Below are 25,264 nucleotides of genomic sequence, written 5' to 3'. Positions count from 1 at the left end.
TGTTTGATTCGAAAACAATTGCACTGACGAAGCAACTATCGGACATGTAAAGATGAGAAGATCAACGCATTTTTAGCTCAATGCTGCGCGGATCAACAAAGCTGTAGCCTTTACCCTCAAGTGTAGTGAGCAAGGTATCCAGTCCCTCAACGGTCCATGGTAGCTCATGCATCAGGATATTACTGCCGGAATGCAGCTGATCGGTAACATTACTGATCAATTTTTCTGTCTTACCCGTTTCCTTTTCTTTCATTTCCCAGTCAAGTGAGCCTACAGACCAGGTCATGTATAACATTCCATTCTCAGCCGCGACCTTCTTGCCAACATCCCCGCCGGCACCATGTGGCGGACGGAAAAAGTGAGGAGCTTCTCCCAATGTTTCTTTGACAATATTTTGAACATCTTCGATTTGCTTTTTAACCTCAGTATAGGACTTGTCTTTCAATACAATATGATCCCAGCTGTGGTTGCCGATAATTCCACCGCGGTTATGTATTAACTCCAGAAGCTCAGGATGCTCCTTAACACGATAACCATTTACGAAAAAGATGGCTTTAGCTTGATGTTTGTCCAGAATATCCATCAAAGGGTTAATCATTGCAGCATCTTTAGGACCGTCGTCAAAAGTGAGCAGAACCACTTTTTTATTTGTAGCTTCCTCATTAGGGACGATGTCGTAATTTTTGTTCATATGGTACAGCAGTGGAATTTCAGCGGATGCTTCACCCTTACTGGCTGTACTATTTCCTGTAGTACCTCCATCTGCTGTTGCTTCAGGGGTAGGACTGGCTGTTGCTTCAGGTGCTGGCGCCGTAGTTTCTGCGCTTTGTGTAGCTGCCGCCGTGGGCGGATTGTTTGTGGTGTTTGTTTCCTTGGCTGTATTTCCATTTGCACCGCTGTTGCCACAGGCTGTAAGCAGCAAGGTAGCCAATAGGAGCACTGATGTCATTTTACCCACTTTTTTCAACTCGCTTTCTTGTTATTAGGTTGTATGAGCCGGAATCTTTCCGCGAACACTAAACATGATTTTACCATACAAGGAGGCTGGAAATATGAATACTTCGTCATTTTTATGCGGGGTGCTGATGGGCGCCGCAGCCAGTATGATTATGTCCAAAAAGCGGAATTCTTTAATGTCTTCGCTAGGGCAATCGGGTGGTTCCATGAGTGGGGCTGCAGATAAAGCAAAAGAAAAAATAATCGGTATGGCCACGACTGGTTTTGGTAACACTGCTGTTTCAAGCAGTAATGCTCAAAGTAACGGTTCAAGCAGCGCAACCTCTGAGCATAAGACTGAATCACCAGTGAAGTCGAAGGAATCCAATCTTAAATTGTTAAAGGAATTCATTCGCAGCAATCCTGAAGTAAAGAGCGAAGTAGAGCAGATTCTTAAAGAAACGCATACAACCATACCGGGATTGTAACCGTAAAGGACTCCATCAGAATCATTTTGGGGATGAAATATTCCGCAGAATGATTCTTTTTTATTATTCAGGGCCTTGAAAATGGTTTATTCAATAGAGAGGATTTTATATATTTATTTACGTGCATTTATCTCGGCAAAATGATAACATACTTACATAGTAACCATTTTTGGCTCATTACTCGGGACTCATCATACATTATAATAAATGAGCTTGCAAAAGGAGGATCCTGTCATGAGAATAGAGCGATTAAGTCAAGATAAGATACGGATTTTCCTCACTTTTGACGACCTGAGCGAGCGGGGCATCCAGAAGGAAGACATGTGGCAGGAAGTTCCTAAGGTTCATGACCTGTTTACGGAGATGATGGATCAAGCATATAGTGAACTAGGTTTTGATGCCACGGGTCCGCTTGCCGTAGAAGTTTTCGCATTGCCCGCGCAAGGCATGGTCGTTATAGTGACCCGAGGAAAATATGATCACCATCAGTACGGTGCGTCCGGGGAAGAAGAATTGCCAGAAGAGATTTATGAAATGGAAGTTACTCTTGAACAAAGCGACTCCATTGTATATGCATTCCGCGATTTCGAGGTTCTGGTTGAAGCGGCTCATGTGCTCATCGGTAATATTACTTCCCAGGGGAAACTGTATTCTTATAACAATAAATGGTATCTGTATTTCGATCCAAAGGAATTTGAAGAAACGGCGTTGTCAGGTCTTGTTGGCGTACTTGCTGAGTTTGGAGATTCCTCACCGGTCACAGAAGCTGTTCTCGATGAATACGGGAAAACAGTGATGCCGGAGAATGCGGTCCAGTTATTGTGCACTCATTTTAAGCGTCAGGAGTAATTAAGCAAGATCTAGGGGCTGATGACCATTGTTTAGGCCGATCAGCCCTAGTCTTGTTGTTGGTGATATGTCGGTCATTCTTGTATCAAAGTTATCATCTACCTTGCTGTGTAACGGCAGTAATAGGGTTTAGGGGTGTAGGGAGGTTATTCGGTGCTCGTGTTATCGGTCATTACGTCGGCAGTAGCGCCGGGACTTGCTCTGTTGACCTTTTTTTATCTGAAAGACAAGTATGATCAAGAACCGCTTCATGTAGTCATTAAAGTATTCTTGCTCGGCCTTCTGATTGTGTTTCCAGTAATGATCATTCAGAGAGGGCTGATGCTGGGACTAAATGGTGGTCCCTACGTGGAGTCGTTTCTCATATCCGCTGGCGTGGAAGAATGTCTAAAGTGGTTTGTGCTGTACCATATGATTTACAATCATACCGAATTTGACGAGCCATATGATGGGATACTATACGCTGTGGCGATTTCGCTCGGCTTCGCAACAATAGAAAATGTAATGTACGCTTGGTATAGCAACGCTTCAATCGGATCAATGTTTCTAAGAGCACTTCTTCCGGTTTCTGGACACGCTATGTTTGGTGTGATCATGGGCTACCATATGGGAAGGGCGAAGTTCTCAAAAGGAGTTCATACCCGCAGAATTCTGGTGTTTTCTCTCCTGTTGCCATGGATGTGGCATGGGATATATGACTTTATTTTGAGTACGACAGCCAACTATTGGATATGGTTTATTGTGCCTCTGATGGCTATCCTATGGTATGGAGGTATGGGAAAGGTTGCTAGGGCCAACAGCCGTTCTCCTTTCCGCTTTCTGAAACGTGAAGAAGAGGTTAACCTATAATCGAGATGGACACACTTATATTCGAAGGGCAGTTCCTAGTAAGGAATTCCAGAGAGGAGAGAGGTGTCTTTTTTTGCGTATAAAAGTACGTATCGTTTGCAAACAGTGCGGTGAGACCTACATATTAAGAGGGATTAAAGAGCATGGTGTCATTCAAACCGGCTTTAAACAATGCCTTTGCAGTAATAGCAGTGGCTTTGAGATTGAAGAGAGAGCATGAACGGACGTTATAGTCACATTGTGTAGCAACTTCAGTGCATAAGACTCCTAGTTTATTGTCAAACTAACGCCAATAAGCTATCGAAAGGAGTCTTGTAGCCCTATGTACAAAAGATTAAGTGCTGTAATGTTCCCGCTGACCGCGCTGCTGCTGATTGGTGCGCTTGTGTGGGGTTATCAGGAGAATCAGGAGAAGAATTCAATACTAATTAAGGCGGAGAACCAATATCAACGCGCCTTTCATGATTTGTCCTATCATGTGGACCGTCTTCATGGTGAGCTTGGAAATACGCTTGCGGTTAACTCTGCTTCTAATGGGATGCACCGCAAAGGACTTGTGAATGTGTGGCGGATGACTAGTGAGGCCCAAAATGAGATTAACCAGCTGCCGCTGACCTTGCTGCCATTTAGCAAAACAGAGGAGTTTCTGTCCAAAATCTCCAACTTTTCTTATAAAGCCGGGATTCGTGACTTCACTAAAAAACCTCTGACAGATGGAGAGCTGAGCAATCTAAAAGCATTGTACAAGAACTCAGGAGAAATCTCTAAGGATTTGCAAGAGGTACAAAATAAAGTCATTGGCAATCGGCTGCGCTGGATGGATGTTGAAACGGCGTTGGCGACAGAAAATAAAGCGGAGGACAACACGATTATTGACGGCTTCAAAACGGTGGATAAACGTGTAGGGGCATACCCTGAGCTAGACTGGGGTCCTTCAGTAGCAAGCATCTACGATAAACGTTCCGTCAAAATGCTCGGAGGTACCCCCGTGACTGCCGAAGATATCAAACGTAAGGCGTTGAAGTTCGCGGATGCGGGCTCCAATGCTAAAGTGGATGTTAAAGAAAATGGGAAGAACACCGAATGGCCATCCTATACAGCAACTGTTAGCGCTTCGAATAAGAAGCACACCATTAGTATGGATTTCACCAAAAATGGCGGGTTGCTGATCTCTTATTATGACAACCGTGAGGTTGGCCCTGCCAAAGTTTCTATTAAAGAAGCAGTTACCAAAGCAGAGCAGTTTCTTGAGAAAAAAGGATATCCCCATATGACTGCAGTCAGCGCTGATCGTTACGATAATATCGGGAATTTGACCTTTGTAACCAAACAGAATGATGTATTGATTTATCCTGAAAAGATGACCATTCGTATGGGGCTGGATACAGGTGATACCATCGGTTTTGAGGCCAGCGAATACGTCAATGAGCACAAGGACAACCGGAAGCTTCCAAAACCAAAGCTTACCCTTGCAGAGGCGAGAAAATTTCTGAATTCTGATTTCAAGGAGCAATACAATCGCTTGTCCTGGATTAAAAATGATGATTCCGTCGAGGTCTTGACTTACGAGTTCGGTGGAGGGGTCAATGGCTCAAAGTATCGTATTTACATTAACGCCGAGGATGGCATTGAAGAGTCTGTGGAAGAAATCAGACCTTCTTCGGGGTCTGAGGCAAAATAAAGGGAGGGCGCATCCAGCAGTTGGGTGCGTCCCTTTTTTTTGCAATATCTATAAAATATATCTGACTGGCTGATATTCCCATGCTATAATCAGGGGTAGTGATAATTACTAAACTGATGTGGCGGTGACATCTTTGTATCCTAAAATTAACGAATATCTATACATACAGGTTGCTTCCAGTGACGCTGCTGAAGCAGAAGTTGAATATAGATCAAGAATTGCAGAGACGGAAGAAGACGCATTCCTGATTGAAATTCCTATGCAGGAGAGCAATGGTCGTCTAAAAAGGCTCTTTATGGGGGACGAGCTTTCGGTTTATTTTTTAACTGAGGGTGGCATCAAAAATTACTTTAATACTTATGTACTGGGCTTTAAAGAAGATGTAATTCGTATGGTCCGGATTCAAAAGCCGGAGACAGATTCGATTTTTAAGATCCAGAGAAGAAGCTTTTTCCGAGTGAATGCAGATCTAGAGCTTGCTGTGAAGGATAGCCTTGGCAAACGGTTCCTGGTTCGTACAGATGATATTGGTGGTGGAGGAATCTCCTTTTTGGTGGATAACCAGGTTAAGCTGGAGGTTGGTAATAAATTGTCCTGCTGGGTATTGGTGCCTTATCGAAACGGAAGCACGGAGCATGTCAATTTTGAAGGTGAAGTAGTGCGCATTAAAAAGCTAGAGAATGGACGGCTTTTAGCGATGTTGAAATTTGTCGCTATTTCAGATTTGGAACGCCAGAAAATTATCCGTGTTTGCTTCGAACGTCAGTTTGATTTCCGCAACAGATAAGCATTTTTTACAGCTCTATTAAGCTGTCTGATTTTGCACTGAAGTATAAACTGTGGTATAATTTTATAAGTCGCAGGCAATGCCTGCTTTTTTCTTGATAATATCATCAAGCATAACAATTTATGTGTGCTCCTTGATATTGCAGGAATAGTTTTCGTAACGCTAGATGCTTTTTTTATGAAAGAGTGTTTGAGGAGGAATGCCCCGTTGGATAGGCAGGGTACACATACTTATGACAGAATAAACGTCGCCATCGACGGACCTGCCGGGGCAGGCAAGAGCACTGTAGCCCGATTGGTAGCCCAGAAGTTGTCTTATATCTATGTCGATACTGGTGCAATGTACCGGGCAATCACCTGGTATATGATCCAAGAAGGCATTGAACCGGAAGATCAGCATCGAGTGAACGAGAAGGTTCGCGACATGGTGATTGAACTTATTCCGGAACGAGACATTCAGAAGGTGCTGATTAATGGGGAAGACGTGACCCCACATATTCGGAGCCTTCAGGTTAGCGGCCTTGTGTCGCAGTATGCGAAGATCGAGGATGTAAGATCCAGACTGAGTCAATTGCAGCGTCAGATGGCGCTTCGCAAAGGCGTGGTGATGGATGGCCGCGATATCGGTACAACCGTGCTGCCGGATGCCGAGGTAAAGATTTTTATGACGGCAAGTGTGGAAGAACGAGCTCTCCGTCGTTATAAGGAACTGAGAGACGCGGAATCGGTGACGCTTCAGCAGCTTGAACACGATATTGCAAAGCGGGACCGTCTGGATGAAGGACGGGAGATTTCACCGCTGCGCCGTGCAGAGGATGCTATTCTTCTGGATACGACCTTAATGAATATCGATCAAGTTGTGGAGGCCATTGTATCCCACTGTAGATCTCATGTTGACGGGGAGAGAAATCATTTATGATTTATGCAATTTGTGTTGGATTGCTTCGCTTGATTTACGCAATCCTTTTCCCACTTAAGATTGTGGGGAAAGAAAATGTGCCAAAGGAGGGCGGGGTACTGCTCTGCGCTAACCACATTAGTCTGCTTGATCCAATGACTATTGGAATTAAGCTGGACCGTCAGGTAAAGTATATGGCTAAGGCTGAACTGTTTGAGGTTCCGGTGCTTGGCTGGCTCATTAATAAATTGGGTGCTTTTCCGGTGAAACGTGGCGGCGTAAGCAAAGAATCCATAAAAACGGCCCTTAACACACTTCGTAATGGTAATGTCATGGGTATCTTCCCGGAGGGTACGCGTAACTCTGATGCCGGAGTGGCCAAGAAGGGTGCTGCTAGCTTTGCACTTCGAAGTGGCGCAGCAGTTATTCCGGCGGCTATTATCGGCCAGTATAAACCCTTTCGACGCATGGTCGTTGTCTATGGTGCTCCTGTAGACCTTAGTCAATTTGCCGGTGCGGGGAGCGAATCTCTCGAGGCTGTTACCGATGTCATTATGGATCGCATCCGTGAGATGAAAGAGACAGGTAAACCAAGTGCTAGTTAAGGGATGAGCAGAACAACAAATTTTGCTCAATGTTTTGATTAAATAACGGCATAGCCGCTATTTTTTGGAACATACTATCATCAAGTGTAAGTGAAATATTATGCATTGCTTGTTTTGAACTCTGCTATACGCAGGTTTAAATAAATGGGGTTTTGAATCGAGGAGGCTAATCACATGTCTGAAGAAATTAAAAATCAGGAAGCTGCGGAAAAGAATGAATCCGTAGAAGCGGTGGATTCCGCTGTGACAGAAAATAACGGAGCTGTAGAAGAAGTTGCTGCCGTTAACGAAGAAGAAGTGACTAACCAAGCTGACTTGGAAATCATTTCTCTGAAAAAAGGCGATACCGTGAAAGGAACAATCGTCAAAATCGAAGATAACCAAGCTTATGTAAGCATTGGATATAAATACGACGGTGTGATTCCAATTCGCGAATTGTCCGCAGTACAACTGGACAACGCTGCTGCAGCAGTAGAAGTTGGACAGGAAGTAGAATGTAAAGTTGTCAGCATCAACGACAACAAGGAAAGCCTTGTTCTTTCCAAACGTGCTGTTGATAGTGAAAAATCATGGGAAGATCTTGAGAAATACTTCGCTTCCCAAGAAGCTTTCGAAGTTACTGTGGCTGACGTTGTTAAAGGTGGCCTCGTAGCTGATGTTGGAGCTCGCGGATTTATCCCAGCTTCCATGGTAGAGCGTCACTTCGTTGAAGATTTCAGCGATTACAAAGGCCGTACCTTGCGCGTTAAAGTGAAAGAACTTGACCGTGAGAACAGCAAAGTAATCTTGTCTGCTAAAGAAGTTCTTGAAGAAGAATTCGAAGCTAACAAGCTGAAAATTATGGCTGAACTATCTGAAGGCCAAATCATCGAAGGTACAGTACAACGTCTGACTCAATTCGGCGCATTTGTTGATGTGGGCGGAGTTGACGGTCTTGTACACGTATCTGAAATCGCTTGGAGCCACGTAGAGAAACCTTCTGATGTAGTATCTGAAGGTGATAAAGTACGTGTTAAAGTATTGAAGGTTGATCCTGAAAAAGGAAAAATCAGCCTGAGCATCAAAGCTGCTGCTCCAGGTCCTTGGGACTCTGCTGCTGGCGAAATCAACATCGGTGATGTTGTAACAGGCGTTGTAAAACGTCTTGTGAACTTCGGAGCGTTCGTAGAATTGCTTCCGGGTGTGGAAGGTCTTGTGCATATCTCACAAATCTCCCACAAACACATCGCTACTCCACACGAAGTATTGAAAGAAGGACAAGAAGTTCAAGTGAAAGTTCTGGACTTCAATCCATCCGAGAAACGTGTTAGCCTGAGCATCAAAGAAACTGAAGAAGCTCCAGCTCCATCTGCTAGACCTGAACGCAGCAATAGCAGAGACAGAGCTCCTAAAGAAGTTCTGAACAACCCTAACGTTTCCCTTAGCAACGAAGGCCTTAGCTTTACGCTTGCTGAACGTTTTGGTGACAAGCTGGATAAATTTAAGGGTAATAACTAATCCCTAAACGAGCTTTTGAATATACGGGTAAAGTAATCGGCGAGCCCTCGATACGGGGGTTCGCCGATTGTCTTTTTTTCGGAACTGGTCGGATTATTGAGAGTTAACATGATTGTTAGCCAATTTAAATGTTTTTTGCTATGATGAGTAACGTAAGGATGACAGGAGGAATGAATATGGCAAGACCCGTTGTGGCAATTGTTGGGAGGCCTAACGTCGGAAAATCGACGATATTTAATCGGCTGATTGGCGATAGATTAGCCATTGTAGAAGATAAGCCGGGGATTACACGTGACCGGATTTATGGTATTTCAGATTGGAACGGTAAGTCGTTCAGTGTGATTGATACCGGAGGTATTGAAATTGATGGAGAAGATACAATTCTGAAATCAATCCGTGTTCAAGCGGAGCTGGCGATTGAAGAAGCGGATGTTATTGTATTTATGTGTGAGGCGAAGAGTGGTGTGACGAATTCAGATGAAGAGGTAGCTCAGATTCTGTTCCGTTCAGGTAAACCGGTCGTTCTTGCCATCAACAAAGTGGATAATATGAAGCGTGCGGATGATATTTATGAGTTCTATAGCCTTGGTTTTGGCGATCCAATCGGCATTTCTGGTAGTCACGGAACCGGACTCGGCGATTTGCTAGATGCTGTAGTTGAACGCCTACCTGAGAAAATAGATGATGAATACGATGAGGATGTCATTCGTGTAGCTTTGATTGGCCGTCCGAATGTAGGTAAATCCTCTCTGGTTAACGCGATTTTGGGCGAAGAACGTGTTATCGTCAGCGATATTGCAGGGACTACAAGAGATGCTATCGATACTCCTTTTGAACGTGATGGGCAACGTTATGTGCTTATCGATACGGCAGGTATGCGTAAAAAAGGCAAGGTATACGAGAACATTGAAAAATACAGTGTTATGCGAGCTATGCGTGCGATTGAACGGGCTGATGTGGTCCTCGTTGTAATTAACGGCGAAGAGGGCATCATCGATCAGGACAAGCATATTGCTGGTTATGCACATGAAGCTGGTAAAGCATCTATTTTTGTTGTGAACAAATGGGATGCCATTGTGAAAGACGATAAGACTATGCAGAACTTCGAGACTAAGATTCGTGACCATTTCTTGTTTATGAGTTACGCACCGGTTGTCTTTTTGTCGGCTTTAACCAAACAGCGTTTGCAAAAACTGCTGCCTGTTGTACAGCATGTATCTCAACAGCACGCACTGCGCATTACTACACATTTGGTGAACGACGTTGTATCTGATGCAATCGCGATTAACCCTCCACCAACTGACAAAGGCCGTCGCTTGCGTATTAACTATGTAACGCAGGTTGCGGTTAAGCCGCCTACGATTGTGGTGTTCGTGAATGATCCGTCGCTGATGCACTTCTCCTATGAACGTTATCTGGAGAATAAAATTCGCGCAGCATTTAATTTCGAAGGAACACCAATCCGTCTCTTTACACGGCGCAAATCCGAAAACGAAGGTTAGGGGAGAAGAAGTGTGGCGCTTGAACTTCTGGTTATCGTTGTAAGCTATTTGCTTGGTTCTGTCAGCTTTAGTGTACTGCTTGCAAAGTTGCTAAAGGGAATTGATATCCGTCAATACGGAAGCGGAAATGCGGGGGCTACCAATACACTGCGTGTATTGGGTAAAGGTCCTGCAATACTAGTGCTGTTGCTGGATGTGTTGAAAGGGGTGGCCGCTGTATGGTTAGGAACCTGGGTCGGCGGTTGGGGAACCTGGGTTCCGGCTCTTTGCGGAATCGCGGCCATCATCGGACATAATTGGCCGCTCTATTTTCGTTTTCGTGGGGGGAAAGGCATTGCTACTACGATCGGTGTTATGGCTACGCTTTGTTTATGGCCAGCGCTGCTCGCCGGTATCATCGCCATCCTGTCTATCTTTATCACACGTTACGTGTCCCTTGGCTCATTAATTTTTGTAGCACTGACACCAGTGGCTTTATTGTTGACAGGATTTACACAACCTGTGCTCTGGACCAGTATTATTATTGCGGTCTTCGCCTTCTGGCGGCACCGGACGAATATTGTAAAGATTGTAGAAGGCCGTGAGAACAAGATAGGCTCAAAAGTTAAAGGAGGGAATCGTGTTGTCTGATAAAGTTACCGTACTTGTAGCGGGGAGCTGGGGAACTGCGCTGGCTAGTGTGCTGGCTGCAAACCACTCGGAAGTTTATCTGTGGACACGCAACTCTGATCAAGCTGCCGAGATCAATGGCTCTCATACGAATAATAAGTATCTGCCTGGCATCGCACTGCCAGCTAACATTATTGCAACTACGGATATGGAAACGGCAGTGTCCGGTTCTAAGGCGGTTGTAATTGTAGCTCCGTCTTCAGGAATGCGGCAGGTTGCTCGCAGTCTGAAGCCATTCTGGAAGGATGACATGTTATGTGTTCATGCTACGAAGGGCTTTGAGTCGGAAAGCAATAAGCGGATGTCCATCGTAATTGCAGAGGAACTAGGCTGTGACGAAGGGCAGATCGTCGTCCTCTCCGGTCCAAGTCATGCAGAGGAAGTTGTACGCCGGTGTCCTACAACCGTTGTAGTTGCTTCACCTGATGACAAACGTAGCGCCGAAGCGCAGGAATTGTTCATCAACAACGATTTCCGTGTATATACGAATCGTGATCAGGTAGGGGTAGAGCTTGCCGGAGCTCTTAAGAATATTATTGCCCTTGGTGCAGGTCTATCCGATGGCCTTGGATATGGGGACAATGCTAAAGCAGCCCTTTTGACCCGTGGACTCGCCGAGATATCTCGGGTGGGAGTTGAGCTTGGAGCCAATCCTTTGACCTTTGCCGGCCTTGCCGGAATTGGCGACCTTGTTGTGACGGCTACTAGTCAGCACAGCCGTAACTGGCGCGCTGGGTCCATGCTTGGTCAAGGCAAGCCGCTGGCCGAGGTGCTGGAATCCATGGGGATGGTAGTCGAAGGTATTCGTACTACCGAAGCAGCTTATGCAATTTCGCTCAAGCTGGGTGTGCAGATGCCGATTACGGATCAGATTTATCATGTGCTCTTTCAAGGAAGAAGCCCACGCAGTGCGGTTGAAGCCTTGATGGGTCGTGATCGTAAGCCTGAGCTTGAGTCGATCTCCCAGGAAACTTGGGAGCAGTGGCATTCCTGATCCTGTTCACCTTTTTCCGCAAATTCTCATATGTTGTAATGGGGATTGACGGAGGAGGGATGAAAAGTGAGCAGAGATTTTTCCAAGGATGCATTGAACGCCATTAACAAAAAGGCGGGCAAGAACATTACGGAAAGTGCCGTCAAAAAGCTAGCCAGTACGGTAAAGCCAGGAACTACGCAGAATGAAGCCCAGCTCCGCCAGTTAATTAAGCAGGTGTCATCAATGGCGAAAGTGCCGGTCAGTGAAGCTACTGTGCAGGAGATTATCAATGCCGTTAAAAAAGGCGGCGCAGGTTCCAGCACAATGGAGTCTTTAATGAAAATGATGCTTAAAAAATAGCTTTATGTTGGGTGAGCAAAAGAAAACGGATCAATGAATGATTCCGTCGTCTTTTGCTTTTTTTTTATATTCCTGATAATTTTCACGAAGCGTAATTTATTTAAAATAATACATTAAAAATGATGTTTTTTTACAGAAAAGGATAAGGTCATGATATAATAGTCCCTAATAAATTACAGGCGAATGGGGGCTTTGACCATGGATCCGATGACAAAAATGTGGTTATCCCTGATTGCGATGCTGATTATGGGATTATCAGTATTTCTTATAACTTTTGCTCGGAGCAAAACCAAGGGATTGCTTAAGGCTGTACTGTCTATACTTGCTTTTGTCATCATGTTAGTGGGCCTATTGGGCGGAGTTGTTTCAATTATGTAAGCAGTTACATAGTGTTGAGGAAGGAAGTAACATCATGAAATCACAAAAAGGAGTTACCGTTGTATTTCAACCAGAAGGTCGTAAAGCTGTTGTGAACCGTGGCATTTCGTTATTAGAGGCTGCTCGTAAAGCAGGAGTGCCAATAACAACTAGATGCGGAGGCAAAGCAGGCTGTCTGATGTGCAAGGTTACAGTCGCGAAGGAAGAGGCTGCTGCAGTAAGGCCTCCCGGTGATATTGAGCGGCGTAAGCTTGGATCGGCCTTAGAAGAAGGAACGCGTCTGGCCTGTCAGGCTGCCGTATGGAGCGACGTAACCGTTCAGGTGCCGGAAGATCCACTGAAGGCTGCGGTGCGCCGTAAGCTTGAAGCAGCGCGTCGTGGGGAAGAAGATGAACTGTGGTAGCGTAAGAATGTCACCGTGGGAGGGACTCGGTTGGAGTTTATAGGATATAAAATGAAACTGAAGGCAGGGGCCAAGCTTTTGCTAGGGATGGTATCGCTCGCGCTTACGCTTTCGGGCTGTCTATACCCAGGTGAAGAGAAGCGGGCTAGTGTTAATTATCGGGAAAGTGTTAAACGGATACAAGCAGCCGTTGATGATTATCAACAGGAGGAAGGGGTATTGCCCATTCTTAATGCGGATGAAACTACTCCAAGGTATGAGAAGTTTCGTATTGACCTGGGGAAGTTGAATAATAAGGGATATTTGGATGATATACCGGCTACCGCTTTTGAGCAGGGTGGAAGTGCTTATTTTCTTATTTTGAATGAGGAAATTGATCCTGTGGTGAAGGTGATGGACCTTGTTACGGTTCAAAAGGTGAATGACGTGCAACGACAGGTTAACCGTTATAAATCAGCTCATGGCGGCAACCTGCCTGTGCTTGATGAGCTATACCCCGGATTGTATACCATTGATCATAAGCAGGCGGGTACAAGCTCTATAACCTTAACTAGCGTCTATTCCGGTCAAGTTCTTGACTTTATCATGGATAAGGATGGAACTGTCTACGTAGATTATGTTTTTGATATCATGGCTGCCGTCGATAAGAAGGGTGGAGAGCACGACAAGAATCAGGACTTGCGACTGGATCTGGAGGAAGCTTCATATTACGTTCCCGTAAAGTCTTTGCCGTATCTATGGATTAATAATCAGCCGATCCCACAGCCTCCAAGTTAGAGTTATAGTTTAAAAGCGTCTAAGCTTCGGTTTTATCCGGGGCATTAGGCGTTTTTTGTTTATAACCTTTTAATCTCAGCATCCACTAAAAATAGTTCTATCAACGAATCCTACCTCATAAGATGGATGAGTAAGCTTCCGGGCGTCAGACGCCTTGCGGCGCGCAGACTTAACTTTTTTTGAAATTACATTGGGAAATGCGCGAATACGGGTCATAAATTCGTTCCGGATACATATGATGATACTAGTCCAAATGCATGTCCGAGCATTCGGAGTTTAGCGCGGGGCAAGTACGTCCCGGTCGAAAGCAGCTAGGCTTCGGGCGGGCATACGATAAGTCCGGTTGATGTCCTGCAAGGGTCAGATTACCGGCGGAACGCGAAGTCGATGCTCTTCAGGCATTTTTTCTTCGGAGTAATATGAGGAGGGGATCTCTTTTGGAAAAAGTGGATATTTTCAAGGACATTGCCGAGCGTACCGGCGGAGACATTTATCTTGGCGTCGTCGGCGCGGTTCGCACGGGGAAATCGACATTTATCAAGCGCTTCATGGAAACAATTGTCCTGCCAAACATCACGAATGAGGCTGATCGAGTAAGAGCTGTGGATGAGCTTCCGCAAAGCGCAGCAGGCAAAACGATTATGACGACAGAACCGAAGTTTGTGCCAAACAACGCAGTCCAAATCAAGGTTGCGGAAGGGCTTGAGGTTAATGTTCGTCTGGTAGACTGTGTGGGTTACGCTGTAGAGGGTGCAAAAGGTTACGAGGATGAAAATGGACCACGAATGATCTCTACACCTTGGTTTGAAGAGCCTATTCCTTTTCAGGAAGCGGCAGAAATCGGGACACGTAAGGTTATTCAGGAGCATTCAACGCTAGGTGTAGTGGTAACAACAGATGGTACGATTGCAGAAATTCCGCGGAACTCGTACGTGGACTCTGAAGAGCGCGTCATTGCAGAGCTGAAGGAAGTGGGTAAGCCGTTTGTGCTTGTCATTAACTCCACCCGGCCACGCAGTGAGGAAGCGCAGCAGCTCCGTAACGAGCTAGCCATCAAATACGATATCCCAGTTATGACGCTAAGCGCCGCAAACATGAGCGAAGATGACGTAACGGGTGTACTGCGGGAAGTGCTTTATGAATTCCCAGTGCATGAAGTAAATGTAAATCTGCCAAGCTGGGTTATGGTGCTTGGAGAAAACCACTGGCTACGTAGTAGTTATGAGAACTCCGTTCGCGATACGGTAAAAGACATTCGCCGCCTGAGGGATGTTGACCGCCTCGTATCTCAGTTCACCGAATATGACTTTATTGATAAAGCTGGCCTAAGTGGTATGAACATGGGTCAGGGTGTAGCAGAGATTGACCTGTATGCTCCAGAAGAGCTGTACGATCAAGTTCTGATGGAAGTGGTTGGGGTTGAGATCCGCGGTAAGGATCATTTGCTCCAGCTTATGCAGGAGTTCTCACATGCGAAACGAGAATACGACCGATTCTCAGAAGCTTTGGAAATGGTCAAGACTACTGGCTATGGTATCGCGGCTCCATCCTTAGCTGAAATGGCACTCGACGAGCCAGAACTGATTCGTCAGGGCTCTCGCTTCGGGGTTCGCTTAAAGGCTACGGCACCATCCATTCATATGATTCGGGTGGATGTGGAGTCTGAATTCTCGCCAATCATCGGAACGGAAAAGCAAAGCGAAGAGCTGGTTCGTTATCTGATGCAGGACTTTGAGAATGATCCTATTAAGATTTGGGAATCCGATATTTTTGGCCGCTCCCTGCACTCCATTGTAAGAGAAGGAATTCAAGGCAAGATAGCTATGATGCCGGATAATGCGCGCTACAAACTGCAAGAAACGCTCGGCCGCATTATAAATGAGGGTTCCGGCGGACTTATTGCAATTATTCTCTAAGCTGAATATAAATAAATTCAAAGAGTGGGAGAAATCCTGCTCTTTTTATTTGTATCTATCCTAAAACTTGATTCCTAGTTCCTATAATAACGGTGAATCTGACTCAATTATTCTGATGAAATAAAGACCTTAAATGCTCCTATAGGTCTAACAAATTAGATTGAATTTAGATAAATATGCAAGGATAGATGATAATTTCTGCTCCTTTTTTGAGTAACAGCTTGAATTTATGGATGGGCTGTATTACTATAAGTTTGTTGCGCTTCAAGGTCTAAGGGCGCCAAAGTTAAGTTTTAAACGGGATTATCACGTATATTTTACGTTGAAACGGAAACAGTGTATGATACCGGAGAATTTACTCAGGGAGGTGAGAAAACATGAATAAATCAGATTTGATCAATGTAGTTACAGAAGCAACTGAACTTCCCAAGAAGGATGCTACTAAAGCTGTAGATGCGGTTTTCGAAGCAATTACAGAAGCACTGCAAAGCGGTGATAAAGTACAACTGGTTGGATTCGGAAACTTTGAAGTGCGTGAGCGTTCTGCACGTAAAGGCCGTAACCCGCAAACTGGTGAAGAAATCGAAATTCCTGCAAGCAAGGTACCGGCATTCAAACCCGGTAAGGCGCTGAAAGACGGAATCAAATAAAGATTTCTACATACCTATCCCATAGTCTTTTTAAGAACAACTATGCCGCCCTCCAAGGCGGCATTTGTTTTTTGAAATACTATGAACTGTATAATAGGTTTAGAGGAGGATGAGTGATGATGGATAAAAATACGGGTACTACTCCGCTTCCAACGGGCAGCGACTATATTGTGGTTAAGGCTAAAGATAATGGCGTTCAGGTCATTGGGTTAACCAGAGGTACAGATACACGTTTTCATCATACAGAGAAGCTGGATAAGGGCGAGGTATTGATTGCCCAGTTTACTGATCATACCTCAGCGATGAAGATCCGCGGTAAGGCTGAAATATGGACAAAGCACGGACAATTGGAAAGTGAAAGCTGAAAAGCAGGCATAGCCTGCTTTTTTTCAAAATATAGTAAAGAGAAATGATCGTATTCCGCTAAGAGTGGGAATTATGGATAAGGGGGGCGTGTTCATGAACAAGGCCTGGTGGGTTGGAGCCGTATTACTCTTGACTGCAACCTCTGCTGTAATATTGCCCAAAGTGGCAGATATGGATTCAACCTTACAGCAGAGAAATGGTGCAGTGGAGACTTTTACTGGCGGCCATAACACGGTGCTAGACAACGATAATCTTGTTGATGTTCTTGGCGCACTTCCATTGACCTTATCCATTGATAGCGTAGGCTGGGAGGATCACGTTCTGTCTCTGGATTTAAAAGTGAGCGGAAATGATCATGAACCCCAGGAGCTTTATCGAAATATGGCACAGACTATTTCTTTTGCTTTTCAAGAAACCTCGAATGTGGATCAGCTTCTGCTGCGCATCGTGGTCATGGATAAATGGCTGGATAGCCGCCGGCTGCTGCTAGCAGGGGATATCAGACGCGCGGAGTGGTCCGTTGAACTCCAGAATGAACTTCAGTCTGCGGGTAATCTCCCCATATCCGAGCGTCTCAAGACAGGCTTCCGTATTAGTGAGACTGAGCTCTGGAAGAAGCAGTTCATTTATCCTTGAGAAGAATAAAAGAAACTCAGTTGTATCACAGTGCGTGACAAAAAAACATGTGATATAATAGACAAGATTGTGAACAAAGGAATTAATATAAATGTCAATGGCTTCGGAGGCTGAAATGAAACCGTACTGCATACCGCAACTGGCAAAACCCTACACCGACTACGACATGATTCAGAAGCATACGGATTTGCCGCCGTTTTCTGATGGCCGGGGTCATTTGTTATATATTTTTCTAAACCATGGATCTTCTGTAAAAGGAAGTACTGGTGAGTTGTATACGCTCGTAACCGCACTTATTCAACTTGGACTAGATACACATGAGGTAATTGACCGCTCGAATGATAGACGCGGTGGAGATCCTATGCGTTCCCGTCAATTAAAGGTATTGGCTGGTGATTATTTTAGTAGCTGGTTTTACCATCTGCTTGCAAAGAGTGATCAGATTGAGATGGTTGGAATCTTGAGTAAGGCGATTGCTGATTTCAATGTCTTGAAAGCGAACCTCTATGTGAAGATGAGAGGAATCCGTCTTTCGGCTGAACAATACTTGCGGCACATGGTACAGCTCAATATGCGGCTGTTCCTTTCTTTTACGCCCATGATCGAGAATTCCTTAGTGGAATTGTGGGAGAAGTTATTGACAGAGTTCAGTCAGTGCGAAACTGTTGCCATAGAGCTTCAGCGTTGTAATAACCTTGAGAATGCAAGCAATGGTTATTGCTACTGGAAGATGCTGGAGTCAGCGACAGAGGAAGAACGCAAACAGCTTCAAGACCAGAACCTTGATCAGAAGGACTGGAAGATGCTGAAGATGAAATATAAATGTGATTCTCTGCTGACGGACAAGCTCCATCAGTCGATTCAGTCGATTCAGGGACTATTACAAAGCGTTAAAGACGAAAGCCTGCTTAGAGAGCTTGAGATAGCGCTGGATCGTATTCTCCTGCAGATGAAAGTCTCAGGACAAGCAGCCGTGGAGGGTTAGTGGATGACTATGGACAAAACTACAACTGCTGTGGGTGATAACAGCAAGCCGAAGGAACAGTTTGTGCACTCGGTGTTTGAGAGTATTGCAGGTAAATATGATTTGATGAATGACATCTTAAGCTTTCGTCGGCATAAGGCTTGGCGTAAGTTCACGATGAAGAAGATGGGTATGAAGCGCGGGGATTCAGCTGTAGACTTATGCTGCGGCACTTGCGATTGGAGCATTGCCTTGGCCGAAGCCTCACAGACAGGGAATGTGATAGGGCTCGACTTCAGTGCAGGCATGCTTGAAGTGGGGCGCCGTAAGGTGGAGGAGCGCAAGCTTCAGGACCGGATCTCTCTCGTACAGGGCAACGCTATGGAGTTGCCTTTTGAAGACAACGCATTTGATTATGCAACGATTGGTTTTGGACTCCGCAACGTACCGGATCTTGTTCAAGTGCTGAACGAGATGAAACGAGTGGTGAAGCCCGGAGGAATGGTGGTCTGCCTGGAGCTTTCCAAGCCGATGAAACAACCGTTTAAAGGTATCTATTTCTTTTATTTTCAGCGTGTTCTTCCATTGCTGGGCAAGTTATTCGCTAAAAGGTATGAGCAATACAAATGGCTGCCAGAATCGCTGGCGCTGTTCCCTGACCGGGAGCAATTAGCTGCTATTTTCCGTGAAACCGGACTGCAAAAAGTGGAATCCTTCCCCTTGACCGGAGGCATCGCGGCATTACATATTGGGCTCAAGGAGAACGGGAATGTTTAAGAAAATCGGTATCTTTTTACAAATGATCAAGTTTGAACATACGGTATTTGCTTTACCTTTTGCTTTTATGGGCGCTTTACTTGGTTCCGTTGTCATGTTTGGCACGCTACCTACCTGGAGCCAGATTGGTTGGATCGTAGTGGCTATGTTTGGGGCACGGAGCGCTGCTATGGGTCTGAATCGACTGATTGACCGGATAAGTGATGCTAAGAATCCACGCACAGCGGGAAGAGCTATTCCTGCAGGATTATTGAAGATCGGTGAAGTCGTCATTTTTATCGGCATTTCGTTTTTCTTACTCTTTTGGGCAGCCTTTAAGCTGAATCCTTTGTCGGCCAAGCTCTTGCCAATCGCAGTTTTCCTTCTTGTCATTTATTCATTTACTAAGCGCTTTACATGGGCCTGCCATCTTATCCTCGGTCTGACCATTGCGCTTGCACCTTTAGGCGGTTGGGTAGCTGTAACTGGTAGTGTGAATTGGACTTCAATGGTATTTTATTTCACTATTGTGTTTTGGACTGCAGGTTTTGATGTAATTTATTCTTGTCAGGATGTTGAGTTTGATCTAAAAGAGGGCTTGAAGTCCATTCCGGTTCGGTTCGGGGTTCAAGGTGCACTCTTTATTGCCCGCGTATTTCACATTCTCACGGCGATTGGATTCGTATCGTTGCTGTTTATGACGGATTTAAGCTGGTGGTATGTAGCAGGCATGATCATCGCATATATCATTCTCTTTTATGAGCACTACATTGTATCTCCGAGTGACCTGAGCCGTCTGCAGACTGCTTTTTTCACTATGAACGGCGTATTGAGCATCGTGGTGTTCTCTTTCACTTTGATTGACTTGGTGGTGCAGTTCTACTAATGACGCTTACTAAACCGAAAAACATCGTGGTTGGAATTACAGGAGCAAGCGGTGCGATATATGGTGTTCGTCTAACTGAAACCTTGCTGTCACTAGGCTACTCCGTGCATTTGGTAGTTAGCAATGCGGGCTGGCGCGTATTTAAAGAAGAACTTGGCTATATCGCATCAGACCGGGAGGGCTTTTTGAACGAAAGGTTCAAAGGCTATCCCGGTTCTCTGCTTTATCATCCTGTTGCGGATATCGGCGCATCCATTGCAAGTGGTTCGTTTCGTGTGGAAGGGATGATTATTATGCCTTGCTCTATGGGAACATTATCCGCGGTAGCGAATGGGACCTCTGATAATCTGATGACACGTGCTGCTGACGTTATGCTCAAGGAAGGCCGCCCACTGGTGCTTGTACCTCGTGAGACTCCACTGCATGCTATTCATCTAGAGAATATGTTGAAGCTGTCCCGTCTGGGAGTTCGGATGATTCCCGCAATGCCGGCTTTTTATTTTGGGCCGCAAAGTATGGATGATCTGATTAATTTCATGGTGGGCAAAGTGCTTGACAGCTTTAATATTGAACACAATTTATTTCGAAGATGGGGGGATTGAAAGGATGGACAATAACAGCCACACCATCATTGGCAAAATCAGCTATACCAACTCATGGCCGGTATTTCACAATTTTCATCCCTCTGCACTGAAATATCCTGCAGAGATGGTGAGTGAGGTACCTGCCATTCTTAATCAGGGGATGAGCCGTGGAACTATTCATGTAGGTGCTTTATCCTCTTTTGCTTATGCTGAGGCCAGTGACAAATTATTACTTCTACCTGATTTATCGGTTAGCGCGGACGGTCCTGTGAGATCAATATTCCTTTTTTCCAGGGTGCCATTTGCTCAGATTGGCAGCGGTAAGATCGCTGTTACGAATACTTCTGCAACCTCGGTAAATTTGCTGAAAATTTTAATGGAAAAAGCTTTTGGCAATAAACCGGAGTATATTAGCGCTAATCCTGATTTGGATGACATGATGCATGAAGCGGATGCCTGTTTATTAATTGGTGATAATGCTATTAAGGCCTCATGGCAGGATCAAGGTTATATCGTTACTGATCTAGCTGAGGTTTGGAAGGAATGGACGGGCTTAGGGATGACCTTTGCGGTCTGGGCAGTGAATCGAAAGGCTGCGGAGGACAAACCGGAAGCTATTTCTGAGATTGCAGAGGCTTTTGCCGAGAGTAAAATGCGGGGATTGAGAGATTTAGATCCTATTGTACAAGCAGCTTGTTCTAACATTGGAGGAACAAAGTCTTATTGGGAAGGGTACTTCCGCAATTTATGTTATGATTTTGGAGAAAGGCAGCAGCAAGGTTTGAACCTCTATTTCCGCTATGCCTATGAGATGGGCCTGCTGCCGCAGGAAGTGAAGATGGAGATTTGGAGCCATAAACTGTTGACACGGGTGAAAGAATGAAACGACTGCAAATATTCGGATTACTGAACAGAGATATGGATCAGATTGAAAAAGAGCTGTACCGCAGTGTACAGGGGGATGACGATCTGCTTACAGAAACCTCCCTGCATTTATTAAAGGCAGGCGGCAAAAGATTACGTCCCGTATTTGTCCTAATGGGCGGAAAATTCGGTAAGTATGATCTGGAAAAACTGAAACGGGTGGCGATACCGTTAGAGTTGATCCATAGCGCTTCACTGGTCCATGATGATGTGATCGACGATGCAGAATTGCGCCGTGGTGAACTCACCGTGAAAGCAAAATGGGGCGATAAAATTGCCATGTACACTGGTGACTACATATATGCAAAAGCGCTGGTTATGACTACGGAGCTGAAGAATCCACGAATTCATCAAATTCTGTCTAAGGCGATGATCGAAATGTCGATCGGAGAGATGGAGCAGATTCGTGACTTTTTCAACAGTGAGCAAAGTGTACGTCATTATCTACGGCGTATCCGCCGCAAAACAGCCCTGCTGATTGCAGTTAGCTGCCAACTCGGCGCTCTTGCTGCTGAGGCAGATCCAGAAGTAGCTCGTCTGCTTTATAATTATGGATATAACGTGGGTATGGCGTTCCAGATTCGTGATGATTTACTGGATCTCTCAGGCACAGAGAAACAGATCGGTAAACCTCCGGGCAGTGATATGCGGCAAGGAAACATTACACTTCCAGTGATTTATAGTCTTGAGGATGAGCGACTGCGCGAGTCATTGCTTGAGGAACTGAAGTCTATACGTGAGGGACATAGCACGGTAGGACATGCGATTGATCTCATTCTTTCCGGAGACGGAATCGCCCGTTCTGAGGAGCTCGCTTCACGTTATATCGACAAGGCGCTGGCGGCGCTGGAACAATTGCCTAACAATAAGACTAAGCGCAATCTGCGCGATATTGCGTATTTTATAACAGGAAGAAGTTATTGATCTTCTGGTGAGATTGAAATTAAACGTTTCCAGAAAGCAATGTTTCTGTTAAGATAGCGTCAAAACAACCCTTCAAATGGGAAAATGGAGAGTGCTTCTATGGAAAAGACGTATCTGATGGTCAAGCCTGATGGAGTTCAACGTGGATTAATAGGGCGTATTGTTGCCCGCTTTGAGGATAAGGGGTTTAAATTGGTCGCTGCTAAACTGATTACAGTGAGTGAGGATCAAGCGAAAAGACATTATGCTGAGCATGCAGGCAAAGACTTTTTTTCAGAGCTGGTCTCTTTCATCACTTCAGGTCCAGTGTTTGCAATGGTATGGGAAGGCGATGATGTCGTAACTTTATCCCGGACACTCATAGGCAAAACAAAAGTTGGAGAAGCTCTGCCAGGCACGATTCGTGGCGACTTTGCCAGCCATACACCACTTAATTTAATTCATGGATCAGACTCGCCTGAAAGTGCAGAACGGGAAATTGCTAATTTCTTTGCTCCAGATGAACTGAATCAGTATAACAAAGACATCGCAGTCTGGATGTAAGGTCCAGGTGGGAGGCAGGGGATTAACATGTCTGATCGTAATGTTGCAGCATTAACAACAGATCCAGATTATAGCGGATTTATTCACAACGTTAAACAAAGCACCGGAATTGATCTGGCTCAATATAAAGAAGCGCAGATGAAGCGGCGTTTGACGACTCTTCGGATGAAGAATGGGTATCATACCTTCAGTGATTTTTTTGCAGCGATGATGAAAAATAAGGACTTATTTTATGAATTTTTAGATCGAATGACGATCAATGTCTCTGAGTTCTGGCGGAATCCGAATCGCTGGGAAGTTTTGCGGGATATTATCCTCCCTGACCTCCAGCAGTCGGGCCGCAAATTAAAGCTGTGGAGCGCGGCATGTTCCACAGGCGAAGAGCCTTACACGCTGGCTATGATTTTGTCGGACAAGAATATATTGGCGCAGACAGGTATTCTTGCCACTGACATTGATGATGGCGCTTTATCCAAAGCAAAGCAGGGTCTTTATTTGGAACGTTCTTTAAAGGATGTGCCGAAAGACGTGGCAGCACGTTATTTTACGCCGGAAGGCCCTGTCTTCAAGGTCAGCGATTCACTTAAGAAAAACATAGATTTCCGCAAACAAAATTTGCTCTTGGACAAGTTCGACGAAGGTTTCGATCTTATTATTTGTCGCAATGTAATGATCTATTTTACTGAAGAAGCGAAGAACAAGCTCTATCATAAGTTTTCGGCTAGCTTACGTCCGGGTGGTTATTTGTTTGTGGGCAGCACAGAGCAAATCTTTACACCGGCTCAATATGGCTTTGAATCGACGGAAACTTTTTTCTATCGTAAAAAATAAATACTTTTTGCTCCTTCGCCATTAACTTCAAAGGTATACTTTCGCAAAAGTTCAGTGATACTGGATAGTAGAATCTGTACGCTAAGTGAAAGGAAAGTTAAACCGATGGACAAAAGCAAGGTCATTGCCGCGTACAAACGAGGCTTTATCACCGTTCGTGAGTGCGGGCAAATTCTCGGTGTGGAGGAAATGCAATTGGAGCGCCTTCTGCAGCTGGAAGAGCGTAAGTCTACATTCCCTCCACCAAGCCAGCGGCTCGGCAGCCAACAAGCTGAGGACCGAGCCGAGGAGCGCCATTCATACTCTTAAGGGTATGGATGGCGCTTTTTATTTCGGTATACATACAGTGTTTCTAGGGAGATCCCTTTCTTGTCAAAGCGGATTCCCTATACTATAATGAGCAAAGATCATAGGATTTTAGCGGTTTACAGTTTAAAAGTATAAAAGGGGGAAGACATCATGAGTTTACGCTATTTAACAGCGGGGGAAACGCACGGCCCCCAGCTAACGGCTATTATTGAGGGATTGCCAAGTAATTTAACTTTGGATTTTGAAGAGCTTAACTTTCAATTGCATCGTCGACAAAAGGGATACGGACGTGGACGTCGCATGCAGATTGAGAAAGATACGGCACAGATTGTAGGTGGAGTACGTCACGGCTATACTACGGGTGCTCCGGTAGCCTTGGTAGTAGAGAACAAGGATTGGACTCACTGGAAGAACATTATGAATATTGAACCTATTCCAGGCAGTGATGAAGAAAAACGCCGGGTAAATCGGCCGCGTCCTGGACATGCAGATTTGAATGGTGGATTGAAGTACAATCATACGGATCTTCGCAACGTTCTGGAGCGCTCCAGTGCCCGCGAAACCGCAGCCAGAGTCGCATGTGGCGCTGTAGCCAGACAGCTGCTGGCAGCTTTTGGTGTGAAAGTAGCAGGTCAAGTCATTCGCATTGGTGAAATTGAGGCACCTGCAAATGATCTGCCTATCGATGAGCTGATTGAACGGACAGAACAGTCTTCTGTCAGAGTTGTCGACAAAGAAACAGAACAGAAAATGGAGGCTTACATAGATCAGATCAAGGAAGAGGGCGACTCCATCGGTGGAATCGTTGAATGTATCGTCGAAGGACTGCCCATTGGACTTGGCAGCTATGTACAGTCAGATCGGAAGTTAGACGGGGCAATTGCTGGGGCAGTAATGTCGATTAATGCCTTCAAAGGCGTTGAAATCGGCATTGGGTTTGAAGCAGGTAAATTGCGTGGATCGCAAGTCCATGATGAAATTATGTATGAAGCTTCTAAAGGATACTATCGCGCAAGCAATCGTTTAGGCGGTTTTGAAGGCGGGATGACGAATGGCATGCCGGTAGTGGTTCGTGGTGTTATGAAGCCTATTCCTACCTTGTATAAGCCACTTCAAAGTGTAGATATCGATACGAAAGAACCTTTTACTGCTCAAGTAGAACGTTCGGATGCATGTGCAGTTCCAGCGGCATGTGTGGTTCTGGAAAGCGTAGTGGCATGGGAAGTTGCTAAAGCATTTCTTGATAAATTCGGCGGGGATTCTCTCGAAGAAATTAAAGCGAATTATGAAAACTATCTTGCACAATTGGAGAGTTATTAAT

At 45.2% G+C, this 25,264-nt stretch carries 30 protein-coding genes; 29 read left to right on the top strand and 1 reads right to left on the bottom strand.

Features of this window, described 5'->3' with window-relative positions; translation table 11 throughout:
• Positions 1–61 precede the first annotated feature (61 nt).
• Positions 62–958, bottom strand: a complete 897-nt coding sequence (locus tag MHI32_RS20955) for a polysaccharide deacetylase family protein (protein WP_076179718.1) — start codon at positions 956–958, stop codon at positions 62–64.
• A gap of 94 nt (positions 959–1,052) precedes the next feature.
• Here MHI32_RS20955 and MHI32_RS20950 point away from each other — a divergent pair, with 94 nt between their 5' ends.
• The 29 genes from MHI32_RS20950 to aroC all read left to right on the top strand — a co-directional run bounded on the left by MHI32_RS20950 (position 1,053) and on the right by aroC (position 25,263).
• Positions 1,053–1,424 (top strand): hypothetical protein, encoded by a 372-nt coding sequence (locus MHI32_RS20950; protein WP_076141316.1) that lies wholly within the window; start codon positions 1,053–1,055, stop codon positions 1,422–1,424.
• A 234-nt stretch (positions 1,425–1,658) separates the two neighbouring features.
• A complete protein-coding gene (locus MHI32_RS20945) occupies positions 1,659–2,273 on the top strand; it encodes a genetic competence negative regulator (RefSeq protein ID WP_036676203.1) in 615 nt (204 codons plus the stop codon).
• 153 nt (positions 2,274–2,426) lie between these two features.
• Positions 2,427–3,122: a glutamic-type intramembrane protease PrsW gene (gene prsW, locus MHI32_RS20940; protein ID WP_076134692.1), complete on the top strand. Its 696-nt coding sequence runs from the start codon at positions 2,427–2,429 to the stop codon at positions 3,120–3,122.
• A 322-nt stretch (positions 3,123–3,444) separates the two neighbouring features.
• Entirely contained in the window at positions 3,445–4,803 is a 1,359-nt protein-coding gene (gene ypeB / locus MHI32_RS20935; protein WP_076127490.1) for a germination protein YpeB, read from the top strand.
• A 133-nt stretch (positions 4,804–4,936) separates the two neighbouring features.
• On the top strand, positions 4,937–5,590 hold the full coding sequence (locus MHI32_RS20930; RefSeq protein WP_340010747.1) for a flagellar brake domain-containing protein: 654 nt from the start codon (positions 4,937–4,939) through the stop codon (positions 5,588–5,590).
• Between the two features lie 207 nt (positions 5,591–5,797).
• Positions 5,798–6,508: a (d)CMP kinase gene (gene cmk / locus MHI32_RS20925; RefSeq protein ID WP_254848699.1), complete on the top strand. Its 711-nt coding sequence runs from the start codon at positions 5,798–5,800 to the stop codon at positions 6,506–6,508.
• Positions 6,505–7,092 (top strand): lysophospholipid acyltransferase family protein, encoded by a 588-nt coding sequence (locus MHI32_RS20920; protein ID WP_036676211.1) that lies wholly within the window; start codon positions 6,505–6,507, stop codon positions 7,090–7,092. The genes cmk and MHI32_RS20920 overlap by 4 nt, the downstream gene beginning before the upstream one ends.
• A 174-nt stretch (positions 7,093–7,266) precedes the next feature.
• Positions 7,267–8,589 carry a 30S ribosomal protein S1 gene (gene rpsA, locus MHI32_RS20915; protein ID WP_170914203.1) on the top strand — a complete coding sequence of 441 codons (1,323 nt, stop codon included), beginning with the start codon at positions 7,267–7,269 and terminating at the stop codon, positions 8,587–8,589.
• A 176-nt stretch (positions 8,590–8,765) separates the two neighbouring features.
• Positions 8,766–10,091: a ribosome biogenesis GTPase Der gene (der, locus tag MHI32_RS20910; RefSeq protein WP_036676212.1), complete on the top strand. Its 1,326-nt coding sequence runs from the start codon at positions 8,766–8,768 to the stop codon at positions 10,089–10,091.
• 12 nt (positions 10,092–10,103) lie between these two features.
• A complete protein-coding gene (gene plsY, locus MHI32_RS20905; RefSeq protein WP_036676213.1) occupies positions 10,104–10,721 on the top strand; it encodes a glycerol-3-phosphate 1-O-acyltransferase PlsY in 618 nt (205 codons plus the stop codon).
• Positions 10,714–11,754, top strand: a complete 1,041-nt coding sequence (locus tag MHI32_RS20900; protein WP_076127494.1) for an NAD(P)H-dependent glycerol-3-phosphate dehydrogenase — start codon at positions 10,714–10,716, stop codon at positions 11,752–11,754. Before plsY ends, MHI32_RS20900 begins: the two co-directional genes overlap by 8 nt.
• A gap of 66 nt (positions 11,755–11,820) precedes the next feature.
• Positions 11,821–12,096 carry a stage VI sporulation protein F gene (locus tag MHI32_RS20895; protein ID WP_038572437.1) on the top strand — a complete coding sequence of 92 codons (276 nt, stop codon included), beginning with the start codon at positions 11,821–11,823 and terminating at the stop codon, positions 12,094–12,096.
• Between the two features lie 198 nt (positions 12,097–12,294).
• The gene (locus MHI32_RS20890) at positions 12,295–12,474 is read left to right on the top strand and encodes a DUF2768 family protein (RefSeq protein WP_036676218.1); all 180 of its coding nucleotides are present in this window, start codon (positions 12,295–12,297) and stop codon (positions 12,472–12,474) included.
• Between the two features lie 34 nt (positions 12,475–12,508).
• On the top strand, positions 12,509–12,877 hold the full coding sequence (locus MHI32_RS20885; RefSeq protein ID WP_036676220.1) for a 2Fe-2S iron-sulfur cluster-binding protein: 369 nt from the start codon (positions 12,509–12,511) through the stop codon (positions 12,875–12,877).
• Positions 12,878–12,907: 30 nt separating this feature from the next.
• Complete coding sequence (locus tag MHI32_RS20880; RefSeq protein WP_254847661.1) at positions 12,908–13,654, top strand: DUF3939 domain-containing protein; 747 nt, start codon at positions 12,908–12,910, stop codon at positions 13,652–13,654.
• A 437-nt stretch (positions 13,655–14,091) separates the two neighbouring features.
• Positions 14,092–15,570 (top strand): stage IV sporulation protein A, encoded by a 1,479-nt coding sequence (gene spoIVA / locus MHI32_RS20875; RefSeq protein ID WP_036676222.1) that lies wholly within the window; start codon positions 14,092–14,094, stop codon positions 15,568–15,570.
• A 377-nt stretch (positions 15,571–15,947) separates the two neighbouring features.
• Entirely contained in the window at positions 15,948–16,220 is a 273-nt protein-coding gene (locus MHI32_RS20870; RefSeq protein ID WP_036676223.1) for an HU family DNA-binding protein, read from the top strand.
• A 116-nt stretch (positions 16,221–16,336) separates the two neighbouring features.
• Positions 16,337–16,585: a trp RNA-binding attenuation protein MtrB gene (gene mtrB / locus MHI32_RS20865; protein ID WP_051490908.1), complete on the top strand. Its 249-nt coding sequence runs from the start codon at positions 16,337–16,339 to the stop codon at positions 16,583–16,585.
• A 94-nt stretch (positions 16,586–16,679) separates the two neighbouring features.
• Entirely contained in the window at positions 16,680–17,222 is a 543-nt protein-coding gene (locus tag MHI32_RS20860; protein WP_340010742.1) for a hypothetical protein, read from the top strand.
• Between the two features lie 91 nt (positions 17,223–17,313).
• Positions 17,314–18,207: a heptaprenyl diphosphate synthase component 1 gene (locus MHI32_RS20855; RefSeq protein WP_340010741.1), complete on the top strand. Its 894-nt coding sequence runs from the start codon at positions 17,314–17,316 to the stop codon at positions 18,205–18,207.
• Positions 18,208–18,210: 3 nt separating this feature from the next.
• On the top strand, positions 18,211–18,963 hold the full coding sequence (locus tag MHI32_RS20850; protein ID WP_139329851.1) for a demethylmenaquinone methyltransferase: 753 nt from the start codon (positions 18,211–18,213) through the stop codon (positions 18,961–18,963).
• Positions 18,956–19,828, top strand: a complete 873-nt coding sequence (locus tag MHI32_RS20845; protein WP_076127498.1) for a UbiA-like polyprenyltransferase — start codon at positions 18,956–18,958, stop codon at positions 19,826–19,828. The genes MHI32_RS20850 and MHI32_RS20845 overlap by 8 nt, the downstream gene beginning before the upstream one ends.
• Positions 19,828–20,430, top strand: a complete 603-nt coding sequence (locus MHI32_RS20840) for a flavin prenyltransferase UbiX (protein WP_036676229.1) — start codon at positions 19,828–19,830, stop codon at positions 20,428–20,430. The genes MHI32_RS20845 and MHI32_RS20840 overlap by 1 nt, the downstream gene beginning before the upstream one ends.
• 4 nt (positions 20,431–20,434) lie before the next feature.
• The gene (locus MHI32_RS20835) at positions 20,435–21,295 is read left to right on the top strand and encodes a menaquinone biosynthesis protein (RefSeq protein WP_076127500.1); all 861 of its coding nucleotides are present in this window, start codon (positions 20,435–20,437) and stop codon (positions 21,293–21,295) included.
• Entirely contained in the window at positions 21,292–22,260 is a 969-nt protein-coding gene (locus tag MHI32_RS20830; RefSeq protein ID WP_076127501.1) for a polyprenyl synthetase family protein, read from the top strand. Before MHI32_RS20835 ends, MHI32_RS20830 begins: the two co-directional genes overlap by 4 nt.
• A 99-nt stretch (positions 22,261–22,359) precedes the next feature.
• The gene (gene ndk, locus MHI32_RS20825) at positions 22,360–22,803 is read left to right on the top strand and encodes a nucleoside-diphosphate kinase (RefSeq protein ID WP_076127503.1); all 444 of its coding nucleotides are present in this window, start codon (positions 22,360–22,362) and stop codon (positions 22,801–22,803) included.
• 27 nt (positions 22,804–22,830) lie between these two features.
• Positions 22,831–23,634 (top strand): protein-glutamate O-methyltransferase CheR, encoded by an 804-nt coding sequence (locus tag MHI32_RS20820; protein ID WP_036676236.1) that lies wholly within the window; start codon positions 22,831–22,833, stop codon positions 23,632–23,634.
• A gap of 105 nt (positions 23,635–23,739) precedes the next feature.
• Positions 23,740–23,943 carry a hypothetical protein gene (locus MHI32_RS20815; RefSeq protein WP_339168868.1) on the top strand — a complete coding sequence of 68 codons (204 nt, stop codon included), beginning with the start codon at positions 23,740–23,742 and terminating at the stop codon, positions 23,941–23,943.
• A 150-nt stretch (positions 23,944–24,093) separates the two neighbouring features.
• Entirely contained in the window at positions 24,094–25,263 is a 1,170-nt protein-coding gene (aroC, locus tag MHI32_RS20810) for a chorismate synthase (RefSeq protein WP_076134686.1), read from the top strand.
• Position 25,264: the final 1 nt, after the last annotated feature.

This window comes from Paenibacillus sp. FSL H7-0690 (assembly GCF_037980415.1).
Classification (GTDB): domain Bacteria; phylum Bacillota; class Bacilli; order Paenibacillales; family Paenibacillaceae; genus Paenibacillus_AQ; species Paenibacillus_AQ odorifer.
Note: the sequence above shows the minus strand (reverse complement) of the source record. Positions and strands in the feature narration are given on the sequence as shown.